The sequence below is a fragment of the Leucobacter aridicollis genome, assembly GCF_013409595.1.
GTDB lineage: Bacteria > Actinomycetota > Actinomycetes > Actinomycetales > Microbacteriaceae > Leucobacter > Leucobacter aridicollis.
Map to the genome: position 1 here is coordinate 1,311,308 of NZ_JACCBD010000001.1, position 24,126 is coordinate 1,335,433.

The 24,126-nt window shown below is 70.1% G+C and carries 20 protein-coding genes; 8 read left to right on the top strand and 12 right to left on the bottom strand.

From position 1 onward, the window contains the following. Positions 1-49 precede the first annotated feature (49 nt). Positions 50-1,063: a VOC family protein gene (locus BJ960_RS06040; RefSeq protein ID WP_202229193.1), complete on the top strand. Its 1,014-nt coding sequence runs from the start codon at positions 50-52 to the stop codon at positions 1,061-1,063. A gap of 21 nt (positions 1,064-1,084) precedes the next feature. Here the strand turns inward: BJ960_RS06040 and BJ960_RS06045 are convergent, their stop codons facing one another. From BJ960_RS06045 to BJ960_RS06060, 4 genes are read right to left on the bottom strand one after another with little or no spacing between them, the layout of a single operon-like run. Next, a complete protein-coding gene (locus tag BJ960_RS06045; RefSeq protein ID WP_185986624.1) occupies positions 1,085-2,137 on the bottom strand; it encodes a FecCD family ABC transporter permease in 1,053 nt (350 codons plus the stop codon). Further along, positions 2,134-3,144, bottom strand: coding sequence for a FecCD family ABC transporter permease (locus BJ960_RS06050; protein ID WP_185986625.1), 1,011 nt, complete (start codon positions 3,142-3,144; stop codon positions 2,134-2,136). Before BJ960_RS06050 ends, BJ960_RS06045 begins: the two co-directional genes overlap by 4 nt. Beyond that, entirely contained in the window at positions 3,141-4,169 is a 1,029-nt protein-coding gene (locus BJ960_RS06055; protein ID WP_185986626.1) for an ABC transporter substrate-binding protein, read from the bottom strand. Before BJ960_RS06055 ends, BJ960_RS06050 begins: the two co-directional genes overlap by 4 nt. Before the next feature lie 49 nt (positions 4,170-4,218). Beyond that, positions 4,219-4,818 carry a TetR/AcrR family transcriptional regulator gene (locus BJ960_RS06060; RefSeq protein ID WP_121077167.1) on the bottom strand — a complete coding sequence of 200 codons (600 nt, stop codon included), beginning with the start codon at positions 4,816-4,818 and terminating at the stop codon, positions 4,219-4,221. A gap of 52 nt (positions 4,819-4,870) precedes the next feature. Between BJ960_RS06060 and BJ960_RS17165 the strand changes: the two genes are divergently transcribed. After that, positions 4,871-6,490, top strand: coding sequence for an ATP-binding cassette domain-containing protein (locus tag BJ960_RS17165; RefSeq protein ID WP_185986627.1), 1,620 nt, complete (start codon positions 4,871-4,873; stop codon positions 6,488-6,490). Then, on the top strand, positions 6,487-8,130 hold the full coding sequence (locus BJ960_RS06070) for an ATP-binding cassette domain-containing protein (protein ID WP_237463645.1): 1,644 nt from the start codon (positions 6,487-6,489) through the stop codon (positions 8,128-8,130). The genes BJ960_RS17165 and BJ960_RS06070 overlap by 4 nt, the downstream gene beginning before the upstream one ends. On the opposite strand, the gene BJ960_RS06075 is transcribed toward BJ960_RS06070, so the two are convergent. Further along, positions 8,108-9,151: an alpha/beta hydrolase gene (locus BJ960_RS06075; protein ID WP_185986628.1), complete on the bottom strand. Its 1,044-nt coding sequence runs from the start codon at positions 9,149-9,151 to the stop codon at positions 8,108-8,110. The two genes, BJ960_RS06070 and BJ960_RS06075, sit on opposite strands and share 23 nt — an antisense overlap. Positions 9,152-9,440: 289 nt before the next feature. On the opposite strand from BJ960_RS06075, the gene BJ960_RS06080 reads away from it, so the two are divergent. Continuing rightward, positions 9,441-12,113 carry an ABC transporter ATP-binding protein/permease gene (locus tag BJ960_RS06080; protein ID WP_237463646.1) on the top strand — a complete coding sequence of 891 codons (2,673 nt, stop codon included), beginning with the start codon at positions 9,441-9,443 and terminating at the stop codon, positions 12,111-12,113. Beyond that, positions 12,110-13,903: an ABC transporter ATP-binding protein gene (locus BJ960_RS06085; protein ID WP_185986629.1), complete on the top strand. Its 1,794-nt coding sequence runs from the start codon at positions 12,110-12,112 to the stop codon at positions 13,901-13,903. The genes BJ960_RS06080 and BJ960_RS06085 overlap by 4 nt, the downstream gene beginning before the upstream one ends. Positions 13,904-14,061: 158 nt before the next feature. Here the strand turns inward: BJ960_RS06085 and BJ960_RS06090 are convergent, their stop codons facing one another. Beyond that, positions 14,062-14,937, bottom strand: coding sequence for a 3-hydroxyacyl-CoA dehydrogenase family protein (locus tag BJ960_RS06090; RefSeq protein WP_185986630.1), 876 nt, complete (start codon positions 14,935-14,937; stop codon positions 14,062-14,064). A gap of 101 nt (positions 14,938-15,038) precedes the next feature. Here BJ960_RS06090 and BJ960_RS06095 point away from each other — a divergent pair, with 101 nt between their 5' ends. After that, positions 15,039-15,740, top strand: a complete 702-nt coding sequence (locus BJ960_RS06095) for a TetR/AcrR family transcriptional regulator (RefSeq protein WP_185986631.1) — start codon at positions 15,039-15,041, stop codon at positions 15,738-15,740. Here the strand turns inward: BJ960_RS06095 and BJ960_RS06100 are convergent. After that, complete coding sequence (locus tag BJ960_RS06100; protein ID WP_185986632.1) at positions 15,737-16,651, bottom strand: ADP-dependent NAD(P)H-hydrate dehydratase; 915 nt, start codon at positions 16,649-16,651, stop codon at positions 15,737-15,739. The two genes, BJ960_RS06095 and BJ960_RS06100, sit on opposite strands and share 4 nt — an antisense overlap. Positions 16,652-16,895: 244 nt before the next feature. On the opposite strand from BJ960_RS06100, the gene BJ960_RS06105 reads away from it, so the two are divergent. Further along, on the top strand, positions 16,896-17,846 hold the full coding sequence (locus BJ960_RS06105) for an alpha/beta fold hydrolase (protein ID WP_307814683.1): 951 nt from the start codon (positions 16,896-16,898) through the stop codon (positions 17,844-17,846). Between the two features lie 75 nt (positions 17,847-17,921). On the opposite strand, the gene BJ960_RS06110 is transcribed toward BJ960_RS06105, so the two are convergent. The 3 genes from BJ960_RS06110 to BJ960_RS06120 are packed head-to-tail and all read right to left on the bottom strand — an operon-like array spanning position 17,922 to position 21,236. Beyond that, positions 17,922-19,136, bottom strand: a complete 1,215-nt coding sequence (locus BJ960_RS06110; protein WP_185986633.1) for an MFS transporter — start codon at positions 19,134-19,136, stop codon at positions 17,922-17,924. A gap of 57 nt (positions 19,137-19,193) precedes the next feature. Beyond that, on the bottom strand, positions 19,194-20,744 hold the full coding sequence (locus tag BJ960_RS06115) for a class I adenylate-forming enzyme family protein (protein WP_185986634.1): 1,551 nt from the start codon (positions 20,742-20,744) through the stop codon (positions 19,194-19,196). 3 nt (positions 20,745-20,747) lie between these two features. After that, positions 20,748-21,236, bottom strand: a complete 489-nt coding sequence (locus BJ960_RS06120; RefSeq protein ID WP_185986635.1) for a MaoC/PaaZ C-terminal domain-containing protein — start codon at positions 21,234-21,236, stop codon at positions 20,748-20,750. 193 nt (positions 21,237-21,429) lie between these two features. Here BJ960_RS06120 and BJ960_RS06125 point away from each other — a divergent pair, with 193 nt between their 5' ends. Beyond that, a complete protein-coding gene (locus tag BJ960_RS06125) occupies positions 21,430-22,053 on the top strand; it encodes a TetR/AcrR family transcriptional regulator (RefSeq protein WP_185986636.1) in 624 nt (207 codons plus the stop codon). Positions 22,054-22,124: 71 nt separating this feature from the next. Here BJ960_RS06125 and BJ960_RS06130 read toward each other — a convergent pair whose 3' ends face one another. Further along, positions 22,125-23,039, bottom strand: coding sequence for a siderophore-interacting protein (locus tag BJ960_RS06130; RefSeq protein WP_185986637.1), 915 nt, complete (start codon positions 23,037-23,039; stop codon positions 22,125-22,127). 4 nt (positions 23,040-23,043) lie between these two features. Next, entirely contained in the window at positions 23,044-24,120 is a 1,077-nt protein-coding gene (locus BJ960_RS06135) for an ABC transporter substrate-binding protein (RefSeq protein ID WP_185986638.1), read from the bottom strand. Positions 24,121-24,126 lie beyond the last annotated feature (6 nt).

Consider the following 24,126-nt stretch of genomic DNA (forward strand, 5'->3'; position numbering starts at 1 on the left):
CCCCGCAATCCAACCCCCGCATCCCACGCAACACTCGAAGGACCCGCCCATGACACGCACGAGCCAGCCCGCGCGCCGCGCGCCAAACCTCCTCCTCATCGTCATCGCCGCAGTGGCGCTCATCGCGGTCGCCGGCGGTGTGATCTGGGCCGTCTTGGCCGGTCGCGACACCGCGTCTGGCGCCGACCGTACCGTCGACGCGGCGGGCGTGCCCGTGGAGCGTGCGGACGGAGTGCCCGCGGAAACGGAGCTGGGGATCACGGAGCTCAAGGTTCAGAACCTCGAGAACGTGCAGGCATATTACGAGAACGCCATCGGGCTCGCGGTCATTGACCAGCAGCCGGACGCGGTCACGCTGGGGTTGGGGGACGTCCCGCTCATGCGGCTCGAGCAGTCCGCCGAGCCCCTACCGGAGGTGGGCGACGCCGGGCTGTACCACACCGCAATTCTCTTCGCCGACGAGGCGTCGCTCGCCCAGGCGGTGCTGCAGACGGCGCAGCTCGCGCCTGGCAGCTATCAGGGGTCGGCCGATCACCTCGTGAGCCAGGCCTTCTACTTCGGGGACCCGGAGGGCAATGGCGTCGAGCTCTACGTTGACCGGCCGCGAGAGGACTGGCAGTGGAACAACGGCCAGGTCGAGATGGGGAGCGAACCGCTCGACCCGAACGCGTTCATCGAGGAGCACCTTGGCGACGATGCGGCCGGCACGGCGGTGATCGGGCATATTCACCTGAAAGTCGGAAACCTCGACGACGCGCGCGCGTTCTACGCCGACACCCTCGGATTCGACGTGGTCTCGGAGGCGGAAGGCGCCCTGTTCTACTCGGCGGGCGGCTACCACCACCACCTCGCGACGAATGTCTGGCAGAGCGCCGGCGCCGGTCCGCGCAGCACCGAGGTCGGGCTTGGCTCGCTGACGGTCGCCCTCCCGAGCGAGGCGGACGTCGACAATGTGGCAGCCCGCGTGGCTGCCGCCGGCATTGATCACGAGGTCGTCGAGCGCGGCATCGTCGTCGAAGACCCCTGGGGCAACAAGATTCGGCTGGTGGCCCGGGCGCAGTAGCCCGGCCGAGGGCGCGGCCCGTCAGCGCTTGCGAAAGAGGATCGTGAGCGTGAGATACACCCCGCCAAGGCTCACCGTGACAGCTCCGACGGGGAGCTGCGTCGGCGCGAACGCGTGTGCCGCGAGCCAGTCGGCAATGCTGAGCAGCAGCGCGCCCGCGAGAGCCGCCGCGAGTGTCGGGTGCGTGCGTGGCAGCACGGCCCGCGCGAGGTGCGGCGCGGCCAGCGCCACGAACATGATCGGGCCAGCCGCGGCAGTGGTCACCGCGGTGAGCCCGACCGCGCAGACGACGAGCAGGAGCCGCGTTGCGCCAACCCGCAGCCCGAGCGCGTGTGCCAGGTCGTCGCCCAGTTCGATGATTCGCAGCTTCGGAACGGTCATTGCGGTTGCCGCCGCGATCACCGCGAGCGCGATGAGCACAGGCTGCAGCAGCTCCCACCGCGTGTTGTCGAGTGTCCCCGCGGCCCACACTGAGCTGGCCGTCGCAGTCGCGGTGTCTGTCTTGTAGACGAGCCAGGTGTTCCACGCTCCGAGGGCCGCGCTGATCGCGATGCCTGCGAGAACGAACGTGTTCCCGCCGACCCCCGAGCGCGAACTGAACAGCAACACGAGCCCCGCAGCGGCGAGGCCGCCGACGAGTGCCGCGGTCGCGGTGGCGGCGAACCCCGGGGCGGGAATGAGGATGAGCGCGAGGAGCACGCCAATGTAAGCGCCGGTGTTGAAACCGATGATGTCGGGGCTGCCGAGCGGGTTACGGGTGAGCGTCTGGAAGATCGACCCGGCCGCGCCGAGCGCCGCGCCGAACGCGACGGCCGCGAGCGCACGGGGGAGTCGCCACGCCAGCACCACGGTCTGGGTGAAGTCATTGGCGCTCCCTGTGAGCGCGGCCCACACCTCGGACGGGCTGAGCGCGAGATCTCCCGCGGCGAGTGCGGCGAGGAACACCGCGGCGAGCAGGGTGACGCCCGCAGCCCACCGCCACCGCGAACGCGCGCGTGCCGGCGGGCCGCCTGCTGCGACTGGCGCTGCACGAGTAACTGCCGAGGCATTCGAAGCGGGTCTCGTGTGAATCATGCGCGCCTCCTCAGCACGACCAGGATGACGGGTGCGCCCAGGGCGGCCGCGACGACGCCGACGGGAAGCTCGCCCGGCCACAGCACCGTGCGAGCAAGAATGTCGGCGATGAGGAGCAGGCCGGCGCCGACCGGAGTGCTGACAAGGATCATGCGCCCGGTACTCGGGCCGGTGAACGGGCGAACAAGGTGCGGCACCATGAGTCCGATGAAGCCGATGGGGCCGGCGATGGCCGTGGCCGCGCCGACGAGACAGGCCGCGCCCACCCCGGTGCCCGCTCGGGCAAGGAACGGGTGGGAGCCGAGGCCCCTGGCGGTGTCGTCGCCGAGGGCGAGCGCGTCGATCGGGCGAGCGAGGGCGAACGCGAGGACGCCGCCGAACATGATGAGCGGCAGCGAGTTCCAGAGTACGTCCGTGTTGGGGCTCGCGAGTGAGCCCGCAGACCACGCGCGCATCGCGTCCAGTGCGCGCGGGTTGAGAAGCGTGATCGCAGACTGCACGCCGGAGACGGTCATGCTGAAGGCGACACCGGCAAGCACGAGTTTCGTTCCGCTGGCCGCGCCCCGCAGTCCAAGCGCGAGCACCGCGGCGGTGACGATTCCCGCGCCCGCCACCGCGCTCCACGCGATTCCGGTGGCCGAGCGCACCCCGAACCAGGTCATCGCGATGGTCACAGCGAACGCCGCGCCCGAGCTCACTCCGAGCAGGCCGGGGTCCGCGAGCGGGTTGCGAGTCATCCCCTGCATGAGCGTCCCCGCCCAGGCCAGGGCGGCCCCGACGAGTAGCGCCGCGATCGTGCGGGGGAGCCGCACCTCCCAGAGGAGGGTGTTCAGGTCGTCCCCGCCGCGGCCCGCGAGCGCCTCATGCAGTTCCGCGGGCGAGACCGTGCGAGACCCAATAAGCAGACTCGCCACGCAGAGCGCGACGAGAACGATGGCCGCGAGGGCCTGCGCTCCGAGGAGGCGCGAGGCGCTCGTGCGGCGCGCCTCTCGGAGCGTGGCGGTCACTTCGCCGGAATGAGTTCGAGGCCCGGGCGGAGCTGCTCGAGTAGCCACGGCACGGATGCGATGTTCGGATCTTGGAGCGCAGTCGCGGCCTCAAGCCCGACGGGCACGTAGCGCTCGGACATGATCGGCTGCTTCGACACGATCGGATCGCTCTCAAACTTCTCCTGCAGCGCGTCAGACTGGAACGTCATGAACATGACGCCAGCGTCGTTGAACAGCGGCGCCTGCTCGAAGCTCACGTCGATGGCGCCGGGAACGGACCCCTGTCCGCCGAGGTCTGCGACTGCAGGCAGTGCAACGAGGCCGAGCTGCTGCATGAACTTCGCGGTGACGTTCGCTTCGTCGACGAGCATGACGACGACGCCGTCCCTGGCCTGGCCGTACAGGAACGTGCCCCCCGCGAGGCCCGGGAGGTCCTCCTTGATCGCTTCCACAGCGGCGTCTGCTTCGGCGATGAGGCGCTCCGCGTCCTCAGACTTGCCGAGCGCGTTCCCGATCCTCAGCGCGGACTCCTCACTCGTCGCGCCGTAGAGCGCGGTCTCGTACGACACGACCGGAGCGATATCGCTCAGCTGCGCGTAGAGCGCCTCGTCGAGCGTGAACCCGGCGGTCGCGAGAATGACGTCCGGCTTCGCAGCTGCGACCTGCTCGACATTGATGCTCATCGGGTTAAGCCACGTAGTGTCCTCGGGCAGCGGGTCAATGTATGGCAGGTTCTTCTCGTCGCCAGCACCCGCGACGCTCGTGAAGGATTCCGGGGCGGCGACGACCTGCGCGCCGAGCGCTGAGGCCAGCGCGACGTCGGCGTAGCCGAGAGCCGCGACGCGCTCTGGCTGTTCATCAATCGTTGCGTCGCCGTATGCGTTGTGGATGGTGACGGGGAACGATCCCGATGCTGCCCCGCGTTCAGCGGTCTTCGGATCTCCCGCTGGGTCCGCGCTGGATGAGCAGCCGGTGAGGAGGAGTGCGCCAGCTGCGAGCGCTGCGAGCCCCGCGGATGTGGCGCGACGAATGGGTGAGGGCATGGGTGTGCCTTCCTAACTGGTGTAGGTGTGTGGTGGTGAGAGGAAACGTCTAGGTGAGCGGGAGTATCGCGGCGACCGCGCGGAAGACCGCCTCCGGCGTCGCAGCGGCATCGAGCGCGGCCCAGTCGTCCATGAGGTCCGAGACCAGTGGGGGCGCCGCGACGGTTGCCCGCTCGGGAAGTCCGGTCGTCGCGTGCTGCGACTTCGCGTGCGTGATTGTCGCCTGACCGAGGATCGTCGCGAACATGGAGCGGTAGAACACGAATGCGCTAGTGCGGTCGAGGCCGGACTCGGTGGCGCAGGTGAGGAAGCCCTCCGAGAATTGCAATCCGGCCGGACTTGCGAGCCTCCCCGTTGTGATCAGACGGATCATCCAGGGATGTTCTCGCAAGAAGTCGTGGAGGGTGAGAGCTAGGTTCACCGCGTGCTCCCGCGCGGTTCCGGCGCGCTCGGGAAGGGTGATATCCGCTGAGACGCGCTCAACGAGCTCGACGAGGAGCGCGTCGCGATCGCGCACATAACGGTAGAGCGCCATGGGGGTGACGTCGAGCCGGGTGGCGAGCTGGCGCATAGCGAGCCCAGCCTCGCCGTCGGTCGCGAGAATCGCCATCGCTTCGTCAACGATGCGTTCGAGAGTTAAAGTCGTCATGTTCATCCTATGAAGGTTAGGTTCGCCTAACTATACGCGTATACTTCGAGGCGTGGCAACCAGGCATCCTCTCGTTCATCCGGCACTTCTCCCAGCGCTCCGCCCCTCACTCCCCGTGCTCGCGCTCGCGGTATTCGCAGCGACGCTGGCTGGCCTCGCGGCACTCGCCGCGACGTGGGGCATCGTGCAGCTCCTTGCAGCACCGGCGGCGTCGGGCGTTGCCAGGGTGTGCGCGGCGTGGGTCGCTGCGGCGGTACTGGCCGCGGTCGCATCGTGGCTCGCGCACTCGGCCGAGGCTCGCTTCGAGGCGCGATTGCGCCGAGAAGTCGCCGGCCGGATGCTCAGGCTCCCAGCTGACAGACTGAGCGAGTACCCACCCGACGCGCTGCGCAGGCTCGTGGCTGACGACGTCGCCGCGCTACACCACATGGTTGCCCACCTTCCCGGTGAGCTCGCGACACTCGTGACGGTGCCGGTTGCTGCCGTAGCGTTGCTCATCCACCTCGCGGGTCCCACGGCGCTGCTCGCGCTCGCGCCCGGGGCGCTTGCAGCTGTCGTGTACCTCGCGGTGTTGCCCCGCCTGTCGGCACAACATGGGGCCGAACGCGGCCGTGTGATGGGCGAGATCGCCTCGGCGGTTGACGACTACGCGCGTGGTATCCACGTCTTCCGGAGCTTTGGGGATGCCTCGGGCGCGCTCGCGACGTATGCCGGATCGACCGCCAGATTCACCGCAGGCATGGTGGCCTGGGTGCGGCGCGTCGCGACTCCCGCGGCGATCGCGGTTGCGCTCTTGCAGGCACCAGCGAGCCTCGCGATCGCCTACGCGGTCGGCGTCGCGAGCGACACCGCGACGCTCGCGGCGATCCTGTTGCTGAGCCTCGCCCTCGTCACGCCGGCGCTGCGCCTCGGTCACGGCCTGGACTTTGTGACGGCGGGGCGAGCCGCTGGGGCGCGGCTGGGCGCGCTGCTCGCCGAGCCCGCGCTGCCCTCCGGCACGGTGGACGCCACCACCGGGCCGGCCGATGCCACGCTGCAGGGGGTGACGGTTCGAGCTTCGGGCCACACCGTCCTCTCCGAGCTCTCACTGCGCGCCCCCGCCCGTGCGCTGACTGCCATCACGGGGCCAAGCGGTGCGGGGAAGACCACCGTGCTGCGCGTGTTCGCCGGGTTGCAGCCGGTGGCGCCAGGCGAGGCAGCGATCGCAGGCACGCCCGTGGGGCAGCTGAGTGAGGCCGGGCGACTGGGCGCGGTCCTCCTGGTCCCGCAGGGCGTTGCCGCGCTCGCCGCCTCGGTGCGCGACAACCTGCTGCTCTCAGCGCCAGACGCGCGAGACGAAGCGTGCCGGGCCGCCCTTGAACGAGCCAACCTCGAGGTCGGCCTCGACCGCGACGCGACGCTGCTCTCCGGCGGCGAGCGGCAGCGTTTGGCGCTGGCGCGCGCGTTTCTCACTGAGGCGCGCGTGATCCTGCTCGACGAACCGACGAGCGCGCTCGATTCGCGCGTCGCCGACAAGATCTGGGCCGAGCTGCTGCGGCTCGCGCACGACGGCGGGCGAACGGTCATCGTCGTCACGCACGACCCCAGCCTGGCTCGGCAGAGCGACAACCTTATCGACATTTCGCCGGGCCCAGGCGCAGACGAGCACCACACGGAAGGTGAAGCAGCATGAGCGGGAACGAGGCCCTTCGGGGCGACGCACCGGGCGGGCGGGCCGGTTTTGTGGCGGGAATGCCACCGGCCGCGCGACGTCGGGTGCGCGGCGTGGCCCTCGGCTGGGCGGGCGTCGCCCTTGCCGAGGCCGCGGCCTACCTCGCGCTCGCTCTCGCGATCCGAGACAGCCTCCCTGTGTTCCCAGTGATCGCCCTCGCCGCGGTCGCGATGGTCACGACGGTCGTGGTGTCGCGAGCGGGGTACCTCTCGGGCGCCAGGCTCGCGGGCGACCTCTATGGCGAGATGGGGCGTGCTCTTGCCCGCGCCAAGCTCTCATGGTTCACTGCGGCTAACCGAGCGGTCGTAACGACGGCCGCTGGTCGTAGCGTTCCCACGTTCATGGGGGTGCCTGCTCACCTGCTGCAGACGCTCGTGCTCTCGCTGCTCGTTCCCGTCGCCCTGGTCGTCGCGGTCGCGATCGTGGGCGGTACCGCGATGGCAGGCCTCGCGCTGCTGTTGCTCTCAGCCGCGCTGGTCGCACAGCTCGTCGCCCAGCGCTTCCTCGCCGCTGCAGACGCGAGCCGTCACGCGGCCGAAGGGCAGGCGACCGCTGCGACGCTTGAACTCGTGGAACGCCTCGAGCTGCTCCGAACGGCGGCCGGGCGCGCGCGGGCCCTTGAGCGAGCCGCGCAGGCCTGGCGTGCAGGTGAGGCTGCACTGTCGAAAACGAATCGCGCGGCGGCCCCGGCGACGCTGATCTCGCAGCTCGCGAGCGTGCTGCCCATCGCCGGAGTGCTCGTCGCGCTCGGGGTGACTGGGGGGTTTGAACATCCGGCGCTCGCGCTCGCCCTGATCGTGCTCGTCGGGCGCGCCAGCGCGCCCATCGATGACCTCGCGCTCGTCGGCATTGCGCTCGCTGAGGTGCGTGCTCACACAGAGGCCTACCGGCAGGTTGTCGGCGCCCCCGCCCTTCCCGTGTACGCGGGCGAACCCGCGAGCGCCACGCCCGTGCCAGGCAGCGTTGAAGTGCGGCGCGTGAGCCACGCCCCCGCCCTCGCCGATATCTCCTTCAGGGTGCCCAGTGGCGAGCGGGCGCTCATCGTTGGCCCCAGCGGGTCGGGGAAGAGTACGCTCCTCGGCCTGGTACTCAGGTTTGACGACGCGGAGCAGGGGGAGGTGCTGCTCGGCGGCGTGCACGTGCGCACGCTTCCCCAGGGGGAACTGGCGAAGCAAATCGCCTATGTCCCCCAGGAGCCTGTCGTCTTCACCGGAACGCTCGCGGAGAACCTGCGCATCGGCCGGCCATCGGCGTCAGACGAGGAGCTGCGTGAGGCGGCGCTCGCCGCCCGCCTTGGGGACGTGCTTGAGCGCGACCCCCGGGGCCTCGGGCAAGACGTCGGCAGTCACGGCCAGCGCCTCTCGGGCGGCGAGCGTCAGCGCGTCGCAATCGCGCGAGCCCTGGTGAGCGTGGCGCCCGTGCTCGTCCTCGACGAGGCGACGTCAGCGCTCGACGAACCCACCGAGCAGATGATCGCAGAGGAGATCGTGCGCCGCGAGAAGACGCTGCTGGTCGTCACTCACCGGCGCCCCGAGATCTGGCAGCCGCACCAGGTGATCAACCTGGGCGAGCCGATCGTCAGCGCGCGAGACCGCGGGTGAGCGCCGCGACTGACTCGGCCAGCGCCCGCGAGCTGAGCTTGCCGACACCGGTCGCGTTCACGAACGCGTGAATGTGGCCCTCGACAAGCTGCACGGTCACCGGGACCCCGGCCTCTCGCAGGCGCTCCGCGTAGGCGAGCCCCTCGTCGCGGAGCACGTCGAACCCCGACACGGCGACGTGCACTGGCGGGAGCCCGGTGAGTGCGGCGGCGTCCGCGAGGAGCGGCGACACGAGCGGATCGAGGGCGGCATCCGGGGTCGGCAGGTAGTGGTCTCGGTACCAGTCCATGTGCGCCTCGGTGAGGAAGTACCCCTCACCGAACAGCTCGTACGACCGGTGCTTCGTCGACAGGTCGGTGACAGGAAAGAACAGCAGCTGGAAGTCGGGCGGCCCGGTCGCGTCGTCGCGAGTGGCGATGCAGACCGTCGCGCTGAGGTTGCCGCCAGCGCTGTCGCCTGCGACCGCGATGCGCGCACCGGGCCGCTCGGCCCGCGCCCAGCGGTACGCGTCGATCGCGTCTTCGAGTCCCGCGGGAAACGGGTGCTCAGGGGCGAGCCGGTAGTCGACGGCGATCACCTCGAGCCCGCTTTCGGCCGCGATGAACCGGCACGCCGAGTCAGCGGATTCGAGGCTGCCCACCACCCAGCCGCCGCCGTGGAAGTACAGCACCGTGCCGCGCCCCCGGGCGCCCTGGGCATGCGCGTATCGGCGAGCCCGAACGCTGCCGTGCCGTGTCGGGATGGCGATGTCCTCGACCTCGGCGACGTCGTGGGTACCGCCGAAGATGCGGGCCTCGGCGTCGATCTGGGCGCGCGCCTCCGGGAGAGGAAGCTGTGTGAAATCGTTGCCCGGCAACGCGTTGAGGAGCCGGAGGGCCATCTGCACCTCGGTGGCGAGCCGTTGCCCGTCGGCCTCGACGGGTGTCCCGGCGATGAGGCGCTGAGCCCACTGCGGGAGGTTGCCAAGCGTGCGGATCGCGCCCCTGGTCAGGCGTTCGGAGAGCGGCGGGGTGGTTGGCATGGTGGCTCCTGGGTCGGCGACGGTGGCGACGGAACGGGGCGCGCGTCGGTGCGGGCCCGTGATCACTCTAGCGGCGCGGGGCCGCGCCTGGGCTGCGTGACGAGTTGCCGGGGGACCGATTTCACTATTGTTACTTCAGCAGATGATAGTTAGGCTTGCCTTAGTAATTCGTGGTGTGTGATCGCGAGGCACGCGCTCGGTCGCGCCTCAGCTGACACGACGGCCGCGCTTCCACCCGCTTCGCCGGGCCGAGGCGAGGCGCGCGCCACGCTGCGGGAAAGGAACAGCGATGGCAAAGCGTGGATTCACGGGGGCCATGACTCGCGCGTATGGGGCGCGCGACCACGAGGTGACGGTGACGGCGACCGAAGCGATCACGCCAACCTTCAGGCGCATCTGGATGTCGGCGCCATCGCTCCTCGCCGAGATGAGCCCAGGCTCGACGTCCTACCTGCGCTTCTGGTTCCCGGACCCAAACGGCGGTGATGCGGAGTTCCAGCGCGCCTACACAGTCACCCAGGCAGACGCCCAGTCGGGCACCTTCGCCGTCGACGTCGTGCTGCACGAGCCGGCCGGCCCCGCTTCAGCCTGGGCGAAGGCGGCCGAACCGGGCTGGACAGTCGAGGCGAACTCACTCGGGTCAACTCGGTTTGAGCTCGCGGACGAACTGCCAGCCGGGTATCTGCTCGTCGGCGATTCGGCTTCCCTGCCCGCGATCAATTCGATCATCGCTCAGGTGCCGGCGAGCGTACCGGTCGAGCTGTACCTCGAAGAACACCACGCAGACGACAGGCTCATTCCGCTCTCGTCGCACCCGCGACTCGCGGTGCACTGGGTGCCGCGCGTGGGGGAGGGCTCCCTCGCCGCTGCGATTGCCGACCGCGACTGGTCTGACTGGTACGCGTGGGCCGCGCCAGAGTCGGGGTCGCTGAAGCAGCTGCGCGTTCGCCTCCGCGACGACTTCGGCTTCCCAAAATCAGAGGTCCACGCGCAGGCGTACTGGTACTTTGGCCGCGCATTTGGGAAGAACCGTTCCAAGGCCGTTTCGGCCGCCGTTGCCGAGCAGGAGTTGGCGGCGGCCGCTGCCGTCGCCGCGGCTTCGGTTCCCGCCGCGGACGCAGCCCCCGGCGCGACGGGTGCCCCCGGTGAGCAGGTGGCATCCGCTTCCGTGGGAGCGGTGGGCAGCGGGTCAGGATCCTCATCCCGCGGCGCCTGGCGATCTCAGGCGGGGAGCCGGCTTCTCGCGCCACTGAAGCCGACAATGATGCTCGCCGGCATCGCACAGGCGCTTCTCACGCTCGTGCAGCTTGCGCCCTTCGTGCTGCTCGTCGAACTTGCGCGGCTGCTCCTCACGGGAGCGACGCCCGACAGCTACTGGCGGGTGGGGCTCTGGGCGCTCGGGCTCATGGGCGCGGGTGTCGTGCTCGCGGCCGCGATGCTCGTCTGGCTTCACTGGGTCGACGCGATGTTCGCGCGTGAGCTCAGGCAGCGCCTGCTGCAGAAGCTGTCGCGGCTCCCGCTCGGCTGGTTCGCTGCTCGCGGATCGGGGCAGGTCAAGCAGCTCGTGCAAGACGACACGCTCGCGCTGCACTACCTCGTGACCCACGCCGTGCCCGACGCGGTGAACGCGGTTGTCGCTCCGGTCGCGGTGCTGGCCTACATGTTCGTCACCGACTGGCGCATCGCACTGCTCCTGCTCATTCCAGTACTGGCATACGTCGTTGGCATGTCGATCATGCTCATCCAGTCGGGCCCGCGCACCCAGGAGGCATCACGCTGGGCCGAGCGGATGAACGTGGAGGCGGGGGCGTATCTCGAAGGGCAGCCAGTCGTGCGCGTGTTTGGGGGAGCGGCCGCCTCGTCGTTCCGCGGCAAGCTCGCCGAATACGTTGGGTTCCTCGACTCGTGGCAGCGGCCCCTCTCAGGCCAGAAAGCGTTCATTGACCTCGCAACGAGGCCGGCAACATTCCTCCTGCTCATCAGCGCCGCGGGAACACTGTTCATCGCGACCGGGTCGATGGACCCGCTCGCGCTGCTCCCGTTCCTGTTGCTCGGCACGACATTCGGCGCCCGTCTGCTCGGAATCGGGTACGGCCTGTCCGGGCTGCAGGGTGGCCTGCTCGCAGCGCGGCGAATCCAGATTGCCCTCGACGAGGCCGAACTCGAGGTCAGTGGCGGCTCTGCTGCCGCGGCCGTGCCCGCCGGCCACGTCGAGTTCGACGACGTCGGCTTCGCCTACCGTGAGGGGGTACCGGTGCTCGAAGACATTCACCTTGAGCTCGCCCCCGGAACGGTAACCGCCCTCGTCGGGCCGTCAGGCTCGGGAAAGTCAACGCTTGCGGCCCTGCTCGCGAGGTTCCATGATGTCGGCCACGGTGCGATCCGCGTCGGTGGGCGCGACGTCCGCGATCTCAGCGCGGACGAGCTGTACGCGAGCGTGGGATTCGTGTTCCAAGATGCGCAGCTCGTCCACGGCACGGTGCGGGAGAACATCGCCCTCGCCGTTCCGGCGGCGAGCGACGCCGCAATCGAGGCCGCGGCGCGGGCGGCGCACATCCACGACCGCATCATGCAGATGCCCGAGGGGTACAGCACCGTGCTCGGCGCCGACGCTGCGCTCTCCGGCGGGGAGCGGCAGCGGCTCACGATCGCCCGCGCCATCCTTGCCGACACCCCCGTGCTCGTGCTTGACGAGGCGACCGCGTACGCCGACCCCGAGTCCGAGTACCTCGTTCAGCGGGCGCTGAACCAGTTGACAGCGGGGCGCACGGTGCTTGTCATCGCCCACCGCCTCCACACGATCGCGGGCGCGGATCGCATCGTTGTGCTCGACGGCGGTCGCGTGAGCGAGGCAGGCACGCACGACGAACTGCTCGAACGAGCGGGCAGATACTGGCAGCTCTGGCAGGCCGGTGCTGGTGGTGCCGGGCGCGCGCTCGAGACTACGGAGGGGACGCGATGATCCGAACACTACTGGCCCTGCTCCCGGCGGGCAGCGGGCCACGCCTCGCCGGGCACCTCGCCCTCACAACGCTCGGCGTGCTGCTGCGGGCCGCGGGAGTGGTGCTGCTCGTGCCGCTCGTCAGCGCCCTGTTCAGCGACGACCCGGCCGGCGCGTGGCCGTGGGTCGCGTGGCTCACGCTCGCGACCGCGGCGGGCTGGGCCGTCGACTCGGTGACGGTCCGTCTCGGGTTCGATATCGGCTTTGGGTTGCTCGAGTCGGGGCAGCGCGCGGTGGCAGACCGCCTCGCCGACATTCGGCTCACCTGGTTCACGTCCGGGCACACCGCCACGGCTCGCCAGGCCGTCGCGGCGACGGGGCCCGACCTCGTCGGCCTCATCATCTACCTCGTCGCGCCAATCGTTGGCGCGGTCTTGCTGCCCATCGCCATCGGGCTGGCACTCCTGCCCATCGCGTGGCCGCTCGGGGTCGCGGCGCTCGCGGGCGTTCCCGTGCTCCTCGGCGCCTTCTGGCTGGCGGGGCGGGTGAGCCACCGTGCCGACCGGGCCGCGGCAGCGAGCAACAGCGCGCTCACCGAACGTATCGTTGAGTTCGCGCGAACGCAGCAGGCGCTGCGCGCCTCACGCCGCGTCGGCGTTGAGGGAAGCCACGTGGGTGCGGCGCTCGCCGCGCAGCATGGCGCGAGCGTGCGGCTGCTCCTGCTGCAGGTCCCAGGGCAGCTGATCTTCGGGCTCGCGAGCCAGGTCGCGCTGGTGCTGCTCGCCGGGACGATCGTGGTACTCACCACCTCGGGTGCGCTCGCCGCGCCGGCGGCCGTGGCGCTCATCGTTGTTGTCGTGCGCTACCTCGAGCCGTTTACCGTGCTTGCCGAACTCTCGCCTGGGGTGGAGTCTGCGCTCGGGGTGCTCCGGGATATTCGAGAAGTACTTGACGCGCCCGCGGTTCCGGCGGGGCGCAAGGCGCAGGCGGGCGGGGGCGCGGCCGCGAGTGTCAGGGCGCCTGATCGGTCGCATGACCGGTCGCCTGATCGGGCGCTGGGGCCGCGCTTGGAGCTGCGCGACGTCCAGTTCAGCTACGGGGCTGCGTCCGCTCAGGTACTCGACGGGCTCTCGCTCACGTTTGAACCCGGCACGACAACCGCTATCGTCGGCCCCTCGGGCTCTGGGAAGAGTACCGTGCTGTCGCTCCTCGCGGGGCTGCAGTACCCAACTGCCGGGGCGGTACTGGTTGATGGCGTTGACGCGGCGACGTTGACCGGCGCGGCCCGCCGAGAGCTTGTGAGTGTCGTGTTCCAGCACCCGTACCTGTTTGACGGCAGTATCCGCGACAACGTGCTTGTCGGTCGGCCGGCAGCCGACGACGCTCAGCTTGAACTCGCCGCCCAACTCGCGCAGGTTGACGAACTGATCGCTCGGTTGCCGGACGGTTGGGACAGTCGTGTTGGCGAAGCGGGCGGCTCCCTCTCTGGGGGTGAGAAGCAGCGCGTGTCGATCGCTCGCGCGCTCCTCAAACTCGCACCCGTGTTGCTCGTCGACGAAGCGACGAGCGCCCTCGACACCGAGAACGAAGCCGCGGTGGCGAGCGCGCTCGCAGGCGACCCGGCGCCGCGCACGCGGGTCATCGTTGCGCACCGGCTGAGCAGTATTCGCGCGGCCGACCGCGTCGTATTTCTCGAGAGTGGCGTCGTCGCTGAAGACGGGACGATCGACGAGTTGCTCGCCGCGGGTGGGCGCTTCGCTGAGTTCTGGCGGCAGCAAGACGCCGCTGGGGCGTGGCAGCTGCGGGCGTAACAGAGGTCCGGACCGCGCAAACACACCATTCTCGCGAGAACACCCCTTCCTGGCGGTAGATAAGGGGTGTTCTCGCGAGAATGATGTGTTTTGGAGGGTGGTGCGGGGCGCCGCGGGGTCGTTCGGGGGGCCGGGTGCGGGGTGCGGGGCGACCAGGCTTACTTGTCGTAGGTGAAGAAGCCCTCGCCGGTCTTGCGGCCGAGCTTGCCCGCGTCGACATAGCTGCGGAGCAGCGTCCGTGGGCCCTCGGGCAGGTTCGGGTTCTCTGCTGCGTAGTGCTCCTCGATATCGAGTACCACGTCCAGGCCCACCTGATCCATGAGCGCGAACGGCCCGGCGTGGATGCCCATGTTGGCCTGCATGATCGCGTCGACGTCCTCCGGGGTGCTCACGCCGTCGGCGACCACTGCGAGGGACTCGCGCTTGATCGCGGCCCAGATGCGGTTGAAGATGAAGCCCGTGCTCTCAGCGAGCGCGATGAACGGAGCGAGGCCGAACCGCTTCAGCTCCTCAGCGACCGCGGGCAGCAGCCCCTCGCTCGTCTGGCCGTCGCTCATAAGTTCGACCGCCATGCTCTGCGGCGGCATCGCGAAGTGCATGTTGAAGACCCGCTCGGGGTTCGAGACCTCGTCGATGACCTCGCGCGACTTGTACGACGAGGAGTTCGTTGCGAGCACCGCGTCAGCGTCGGCGAGCTTGTCGAGGGTGCCGAAGAGCGGGCGCTTGATGTCGAGCCGTTCGGGGACGGCCTCAACGACGAGCCACGCGCCGGGAAGCGATTCCTCGACGGTCGCAACCGTGGTGACAGTGCCGGGAGTCGCGCTGATGCCCTGCTTCTCGAGCCGCGCGGTGAGCTCGGGGAGCGCCTCGGTGACGTAGTCGAGCGCGGCCTGCCGCTGCGGTTCCTGCAGCTCCGCGATGCGGACGTCTGAGCCGCCCGACGCGAACACGGCCGCGATACGCCTGCCAAGGGTGCCGCCACCCACCACGACGATCGGTCGCTCCTGGGCATTGGCTGGAACGGTGAATTGCATGTGATTCCTCATTTCCGTTGATCAGTACGCCTTGCATTCTCGATGCAATGTGTATTGAATACATTATGCATCGAACACTCGACGGAAGGAACCCTGTGGCAGTGCGCGGCGAGAACCTCCCAGGCGACGTCAAGGCTGCGGCGGCACAGCCAGCGGCCCCGGCAGAACACCCAGCGGGCCCGGCGGCGCAGGCTGCTGCCCCGGCGAGGCGCCGAGCGCGGGTGCACACTCGTGCCGCGCTGCTCGACGCGGCCGAGGCGATCTTTGCTGAGCGCGGCGCGCCAACGGCAACGATCGACGAGATCTGCTCACGTGCCGGCTTCACGAGAGGCGCCTTCTACTCCAACTTCCGCACCGTGACCGACGTGTTCTTCGCCCTGTACGAGCGAAAGACGGCGGAGCTGCTGAGCGGCGCGAGTCAGTTCGAAGGCCGCGTTGCGCCCGGCGCGAAGCCAGCGGACACGCTCGACGGGTTCGTCTCTGAGCTGCTGGCGGTCATCCCCGCCGACACGCAGTGGTACGCCCTCCGCGCGCTGTTCGGGCTTCGTGCCGGTGCCGATCCCGAGGTTGCGGCCGTGCTGCGCGCGCACGGCGAGGACTTCCAGCACGGCATCACCCCGGTCCTTGCGCGCATCGCCGAGGCTCTCGATTCGACGCTCGAGCCAGACATCGACGAGGCCGCCCGCGTCGTCATCGCGGCGCACGTAGGGTCGGTGCTGCAGGGCCCGTTCGTCGACGACCCCGAGAGTCTGAGGCACGCGGCCGTCCTCGCCGCGCTCCGGGGCGTGCTCCGGCCGAACTAGCCGCCCGAGCGCGCCAGCGCCTCCACGGCGGCGGGCACATGCCGCGCCACGTCACCCGCCACGATGGGGCGCCCAGCGCTCACAGCCGCGCCAGCACCGACGCCCGCAGCCAGCCGGGCCGCGGTGTCGTGGAGCATGGCCGCCGTCGCGCAGAGTTCGGCGAACGCACCTGCGCGGTCGCGGTCGACGATGACCTGCGCGTGCCGCGCGGCCAGCGCCCCAAGGATCCCGGCGAGCACGTCGCCAGTTCCTGCCGTCGCGAGCCACGGCGTCGCGGGCCCGACGGTGATGATGCCCCCGACCGGGGACGCGACGGTCGTGACGGAGCCCTTCAGGAGGACGGTGACGTCGAGCCGAGCGGCGAGAGCCGCGGCGGCTTCCGCGTCGTCGGCGGGCTGTGGCTCGCCCAGCCCGCGCCAGAGCCGGGCGAACTCTCCGGCGTGTGGGGTGATCGCGACGGGCGCGGTCCGGCGGGCGGCGTCGCGCCGCTCGAGGCAGAGTTCGAGCGCGCCCGCGTCGACCACGAGGGGGTGCGCGTCGGTGAAGAGGTCGGTGAGTGCTTCGGTCTCGGCGGCGTCGCGCTCCGCGGGGTCCGTGCCGCTCCCGATGAGCCAGGCGGTCGCCCGCGAGGCGTCGCGCGTGACGACGGTCTCTGGCCGCGCCGCGAGTACCGCTGCGGCCGGGGTCGGGAGGCCGAAGCGGGGGTCGGCCTCGCCGAGCTGCGGGGCGAACTGCACGAGCCCGACGCCCGTCCGCCAGGCGGCCTCGACCCCGAGGGCCGCCGCTCCCGGGTACGCCGCGGAGCCCGTGCGCACGCCGAGCACGCCGCGGGAGTACTTGTGATCCCGCGCAGTCGGCGTCGTGAGGTACGGCGCGGCGTCCGAGGCGGTCCATCGGGTGTGATCGTGCACGGTGCTCCTTCCTGGCGCGGCGGTCGGCGCGGGTGGTGGGCCAGCGGCCGCGGCGGGCGAACGCCCCGCAGATCAGGATCGAGCGCCCTGCCCTCAGCGTAGCCCCGGCGACCGCGCGCCGACCTCGCAATGGTGAAACGGCTATGAGTTTGCAGGGAGAATTGGTGATTTCTCCCAGCAATATCCAGTCCGCCCGTGCGATGCTTAGGGCCCTAAGTAATGCCTGTTTCTCGAGAGCGAGCCCGTGAAGAAACCACTCAAGATCACCCTCATCAGCCTCGGCGTCATCGTCGGACTCGTCGGCGGGACGCTCGCCACCACCTCGATCATCAACGCGGTGAAGACCCCGCGGGAGGTGGCGGAGCTTGAGCCGTACGGTGAACTCGTCGAGGTGGACGGCAAGCAGATGAACGTCGCCGAGTTCGGGAGCGGCGAGCAGACCATCGTGCTCACCCCCGGGGCCGGAACCGCCTCGCCTGTCGCAGACTTCGCGCCAGTGATCAACGGGCTGAAAGATGAGTACCGGATCCTCGTGGTCGAGCCGTTCGGCTACGGGCTGAGCGACCAGGCCGACACGCCGAGGACGACGGAGAACATCGTCGCCGAGATTCACGAGGCCGTCGCGACCTTCGAGGTCGACGAGTACATCCTCATGGGCCATTCGATCACGGGCATCTACGGGCTGGCATACGCGAACACGTATCCCGACGAGGTCACCGCGTTTGTCGGCATCGACACGTCGGTGCCCGAGCAGCCAGGGATGGACAGGGTGCCGGGCATCCTCAAGGCCGCGCCGGCGCTCCGCGGGCTCGGGCTGCTCCGCGTGATGACCGAGCTCGGCGGCAACCCGCTCGAGGGCAACCCGGCATACACGGCGGAGGACCTCACGCGGATGGACGTGCTCGCGATGCGCAACTCGATGGCGCCGACCTACCTCGACGAGGTCAACCACCTCGCCGAGAACTTCGCCGCCGCGAAGGGGCAGACCTTCCCGAAGGATCTGCCGCTGCTACTCATGTACCAGGCGAACAACCCTGACTTCCCGACGTGGACCGACATGCACGAGGCGCAGGCGGCAACCGTCGACTACGCGGTCACGCTCGAGGTCGACGCCGACCACTACCTGCACCACACGAAGGGTGAGGAGGTCGTCGCCGCGACCAAGGAGTTCCTCGCAGGGCTTCCTGCGGCGTAGCCGCCGGCCGCCCAGCTCGCACCGAGGGCCCCGCCGTGCGCACGGCTGGGGCCCTCTCTGTGAGCCGGGTCGAGGCTACGCGGCCTGCTCGGCGCCCTCGATGCGCGCCGCGAGCCCGCGGGCGAGGAAGAGGATCACGACCGCGAGCACGACCGAGATCATGTACGCGATGCGCATGGAGCTGAGGTCCGCGATCGGGCCGATGAGGGCGGCCCCGAGCAGGAACCCGACGTAGGTGAACGTGTTCGCCCGCGCCACTGCGACGCCCGTGTCGTCGATCGTTCCCGCGGCCGCGAAGGCGAGCGGGGCGATGACGCACAGGCCGCCGCCCGCGAGCGCGAACCCGGCGAGGGCCATCCACGGGGCGGTCGCGAACACGACGGCGAGCATGCCGGCGAGCGCGATGAGCGCGCAGACCTGGATCACGCGCTTCGCGCCGAACGCGCGAATCAGCCAGTCTGCGCTCAACCGGCCGATGAGCATTGCCGCGCTATAGCCGCCGTAGGCGAGGGCGGCGATGCTCTCGGGCGCGGCGAGCGTGTCGTGGACGTAGACGGAGCCCCAGCTGGATGCCGAGGATTCGATGAAGTACGCGGAGGTGAGCACGACGCCGATGCTGAGCACGGGGAGCCACGGCACGGTGACGCGCGTAGGCGCGGTGCGTGCGGCAGCGGCGGGGTCGGCTGTGCCGGCGCCCCCGACGCGGGCGTGCACGAGGGATCGGCCGGTCCAGAGCAGCAGCGGCACGAGCACGATGAACTCGGCGCCGAAGAACACCCAGAGCGGCAGCCCCGCCTGCGCCGTGAACGCGGCCGCGAGTGACGCGACGATGCCGGCCGCGCTGTAGATCGCGTAGAAGCCGACGACGATGCTGCGCCGGTACCGCTGCTGGAGCGCCACGGCCTTCATGTTCATCGTCGCGTCGACCATACCGAACGCGACGCCCATCACGATCCACGCGAGAATCAGCATGGCGAACGAGTTCGCGAACCCGATGAGCACGAGGCCCGTGAGATTCGCGACGATCGCCCACCGCAGCAGCGTGTCGCTGTGGATGCGCTGCACGAGGGATCCGGTGACGAGGGTCGCGGCACCGGCCATGAGCGGCAGCGCGAGCGTCATGAGCGCGAGCGTCGAGTCGCTGAACTCGAACGTCGCCTTCACGGTTGGCAGCCGCGCAAACAGCGAGCCGAATCCGAGGCCCTGCGCGAAGAACACGATAAACAGCGCGACGCGTGCCTGGCGCATGCCCGCCGTGATGTGGGTGTCGGTGGAGGTGATATTCGTCATTGTATGTCTCCTCAATTCCCGGCTCTCCATTGAGCCGATAGTCGATGTGGGGTGGGATTACGTGCTGGCGAGCCGGCGCAGTTGCTGCTTGTCGACCTTGCCGACGGGGAGGAGCGGCAAAGCGTCGACGATCACGAACGCCTTCGGGACCTTGTAGTTCGCGAGGTGCTCCCGCGCGTACTCCCGGAGCGCTTCGGCGGCTGGAGCGCGCCCCGCGGCGGGAACGACGTACGCGACCCCGACCTCGCCGAAGGTGTCGTCTGGCCTGCCGATGACCGCCGCGAGCGCCACGTCGTCGTGCGCCTCGATGCGCAACTCGATCTCGCGCGGGTAGACGTTGTACCCGCCCGACTTGATCATGTCTGACATGCGCCCGACGAGCCGGAGCGTGCCGTCGTCGCCGAGCACGCCAACGTCGCCGGTCTTGAACCAGCCGTCGGCCGTGTACGCGGCCGCGGTGCCGGCGGGGTTGCCGAAGTACTCGAGAAAGAGCCCGGAGTGGCGCACCTGCACCTCGCCCTGCACGCCGGGGCCGACCGGGCCGCGCTCGTCCGCGAGGCGCACCTCCATGCCGGGGTCGAACCGGCCGACAGTCTCGGCAAGCACCTCGTCGCTGTCGCCGTCGCGGGTAAACGTGATCGAGGCGATCGTCTCGGTCATGCCGTAGACGGTCATGAGCGGGATCCCGCGGTCGCGGTAGGTCCGGATCACGCCGATCGGCAGGGGAGCGCCACCCCAGACGACCCGCTGCAGGGTCGAGAGGTCGGTGCTCGCGAACTCCGGCTGCGCCGCGATGAGCTGCAGGATCGTCGGCACTGTCATGAGATTCGTGAGGCCCAGCTCGGGCACGAGCGCGAGCAGGCTCGCCGGGTCGAACTGTTCCAGGAGGGCGAGCATGCCGCCGGCCGCGAGCGTCGTGCCGGTGAGGTCGGCGAGGCATGCGACGTGGTTGATGGGCAGGTTGCAGGGGACGCGCGGCGCCCGGATCCCGAGCACGTCCGCCTCGACCCGCGCCGCGTACACGAGTCCACCGTGCGACAGCACCGCACCCTTCGGTGACCCGCTCGATCCCGAGGTGTACACGATCGTCGCGGGGTCGGTGGGGCGAAGCTCGGGGAAGCTCGCCGGCGGCGTGCCCGGCTCGGGCAGCACCCGCAGCTCCGAGGCCACGGTTCGCGGGCCGATCCTGAACGCGCCCCGCGCCCCTACCTCGGCGGCGAGGGCGGCGATATCCGCCCCGTACTCGCGCCCATCGACGGCGTCGAGCGAGAGAAACACCGAGGGCCGCGCGTCGGTGGCGACGTGGCGCAGCTCGGAGAGCGTGTACTTCGGGTTGAGGCCGATCCAGATCGCGCCCGTGCGCATCGTCGCGAGCAGCGACACGAGGTACTCCGGTCGCGGCGTGCAGAGCGTCGCCACGCGGACGCCGGGAGCGGCGCCCAGCGCGGCGAGCGTGGACGCGAGGTCGGCGACCTGCTCGGCGAGTTCCCGGTAGCTCAGGGTGACGCCCTCGAACCAGACGGCGTCGGCGTCGGGGGTCGCGCGGGCGTAGTGGTCGAGATAGTCGAGGTAGCTCGTGGGCTGCGGCACTGCAGCGGTGGCGTGCACGGGTCAACGCTCGACGTTTGCGCCGTCTTCGCGGGTCGCGAAGAGCGAAAGCCATCGGGCGACCATGGCGGGTTTCTCCGCGCCCTCGACCTCGATGATGTTGTCGGTGGTGAGGAGCACGGTGCCGTCCGGGCGCGGCGTCACCTCGGCGATCGTCGCGACGCAGCGAATGTTCTGCCCGATGAAGACGGGGAGCGTGTAGCGCACGCGGTCGAGGCCGTAGTTGAACCCGTAGATGCCGTCGCCACGAACCGGGCTGTGGTTGAAGTGGAACATCGTGAGCAGGCTCGTGAGTAGGAAGCCGTCGACGAGGGTCGCGCCGAGCGGGTTGTTCTTCGAAGCGGTGAGGTCTGCGTGTTCCGCGTCCAGGTAGCTCGCGGTGGCGAAGGCCGAGAGATGCTCGGCGTCGATTGCGAGCCAGTCGGACGTGAAGAACTCCTCGCCCGCGTGGAGATGGAGCTCGGAGAGCGGGATTTCGCGGCGTTGCGACATTGAAACTCCTAAACCTAAGTAAATATTTACTTTAGTATGAGTGCGAAGTCGATCGCGGTCAAGCCCCAGCGGCAGCGGTTCCGGGCGGCCCACCGCACCGCAGCGGCGGACGGCGACGCCGCGCTGAGCGGCGGCCGACCCGATACGGCAAGATGGAGGAAATACGCTGCCCACAGGAGCGAGGGGAGAACTGGTGACGGCAACCGAGCGACAGACGCCCAAGCAGGCGCGGGGGCGCGCCGCCGTCGCGTCGATCCTCGCCGCGGCGAGCGAGCTCCTCGAGGAGGGCGGGTTCGACAGCCTCACCACAGCGACCATCGCGACCCGCGCCGGCGTGAACATCGCGACGCTCTACCGCTACTACCCGAACAAGTTTGCAATCGTCCGTGAGCTCGCGCAGTCGATCGAGGAAGAGCGCTCGGGCGTCGCGCTCGCGGCGCTCGCCGAGCTCGGGGACGCGCCCGATTGGCGCGAGCCCGTCGTCCGTGCCATTCGGGCGATGGCGCAGCTGCGGCGCGATCGGTCAGGCGCGACCGCAATCCGGCGCGCCCTCCAGTCATCGCCGGAGCTCTGGCACCTCGACCACGACGTCAACGCCGCGACCGCGGAAGCGATCGCGCCGTTCCTGCTGCGCGTGAATCCGGCGCTGCCCGCCGAGCGGGCCGGGGCGATCGCCCTGACCGTCGTGCACACTGTCGCGAGCCTGCTTGACCTCGCCGCGGGGGAGCGGGAGCGTGCGTTCGGGCTCGAGCGCGAACTCGAGCTCGTGATCATCCACTACCTCGAGCCCGAGCTCGACGGGACCGGCGCCGCCTAGCGTCCACCGGCCGGTAGCCTCGACCGCCCGCCTAGCGTCAACCGCCGCCGCCCGCGCGCCGCGCTGCGCCGTCACAGCCCGACGCTGTCGTACAGCGCGTAGATCTCGTCAAGCACGGCCTCGCGGCCAGCCTCGGTCGCGTCGGCGTAGGCGCCGTAGAGCGTGTCGAGGCGGGCGCGATGCTCGGCCCCCAGGGCGTCGAAGCGCGCGCGCCACGCTGCCTCGTTGTCGGTCCAGTAGCCGACGACGTGCGTCTTATCGGCCGGAAACCGGAGGGTGTGGCGCAGGTGCCGGCGCACCCGCCTGGTCATCGCAGCCTCGCCGGCGACCCACACACTCTCGCTGCCGTCCGTCGCGAGCTCGGCGCGCAGCACGATGTCCGCGACCCGGCTGGCGAAGCGCCCGTTGCCGCTGCGGTGGACCCACGTCGCTGAGACCGCGTCAGTGTGTGCCGCCGCGGCGGGCAGGCGGGCGTCGCGCGGGTCGGCGACCTCGCAGAAGAGCCGGATCCTCGTTCCCGGCGGCGCCGCTTCGATGATCCGCTCGACGGCGGGCAGCGCGGTCGCGTCGGCGACGAGCGTGATGCGCGTCGCCGACGCGGCGGGTGTGTACTGCGCGAACGGTTCGCTCACCCCGAGCGGCGCGCCGAGGCGTGCGCCCTCGGCCCACTCGGCCGCGAGCCCGCCGGCGTGGCGGACGAAGTCGATGTCGATCTCGCCAGGCCGGTGCGCGCGAACGGTGTACGTGCGCATGGGGGAGGGCGCGATGCCCGCGTCGAACTCCCACCCCCGCCCGACGACGCGCGGCAGCCGGGGTTCGGCGCCGGCGGCGTCCGGAAAGAACAGCCTGACGTACTCGTCGGGCGACCCCGTCGTCGGGTACGCCAGGAGATCGTCGCCGCCGAGCGTCACCCGGCGCATGCCGGGGCTGAGGATCGTGTTCGCGCGCACCTCGGCGCGCCGCACGCGGGCGGGGGAAGAAGGCACGCCGCTACCGCTTCAGCGCGTCGGCGAGCTCGGGAACGAACTCGTCGAGCACCCACGGGACCGAGAGCACGGAGGGGGCGGCGACCGCCTGCGAGACCTCGCGGTCGGTGAGCCAGACGGCGCGATCGTTCGCGATGGGCTGCCAGTTGCGGAACAGCGCGTGCGCGAGCGACGCGTCAACCTCCGCCTGGTCATTCACCAGCCCGAGGTAGACGTCGGCGTGCACCGTGTCGATGTCCTCGAGGCTGATGCCAAAGTAGATCTCGTCGGGGAAGCGCTCCGCCTCGGCGACGATCTCGGGCGACAGCGTCAGGCCGAGGTCCTGGATGATGCCGATGAGCGACGTCGTCGGCGCGTAGAACCCGACGTCGGTCGTGCCCTCGCCGACGCCAGTCGAATACACGAAGGTCGCGTCCCTGAACTCCGGATGCTCGGCCCCGTGCGCGGCGATCGCTGCTTGGGTGTCGGCGACGAGCTTCGCGGCCTGAGCCGGACGGCCGAGCGCCCTGCCGACGAGCTCGGTGTGGTCTTGCCAGTCGAGGAGCCACGGCTTCTCCGGGTATGCGAGCGTTGGCGCGATGCCCTGCAGGCGTTCGTACTGCGTGTCGGTGATTCCCGAGAACGGCGCGATGATCGCGTCGGGCCGCAGCGCGAGAATCTGCTCGAAGTCTATCTCTCCACCGCTGAGGTCCGTGAGCGTCGTCGGCAGTGGCGCGCCCGACCCTTCGACGGCCTCCCGGAACCACGGCACGAACCCGTCCTCGTCGCCCGCCCAGCTCGACGGCACGGCGATCGGGATCACGCCGAGCGCGGCCGAGATGTCCTCAGTGGCCCAGCCGATCGTGACGACACGTTCGGGGGCCTCGTCGAGCGTGAACGTTCCGAACGCGTGGTCGATCGACACGGGAAACGCGCCCGCTTCCGGCTCGCTCACGATCGGTGGCGCAGCGGCAGACGGCGGCGGGGCCGGGGCGTTCGTCGCGCATCCTGTCAGCGCGATGGTGAGTACTGCGAGCACGGCCGCGATGCGCCTCGCGTGGGTGCCGGCGTGCGTGCGGTGGTCGGGATGGGGGCGGGTCATGGGTCT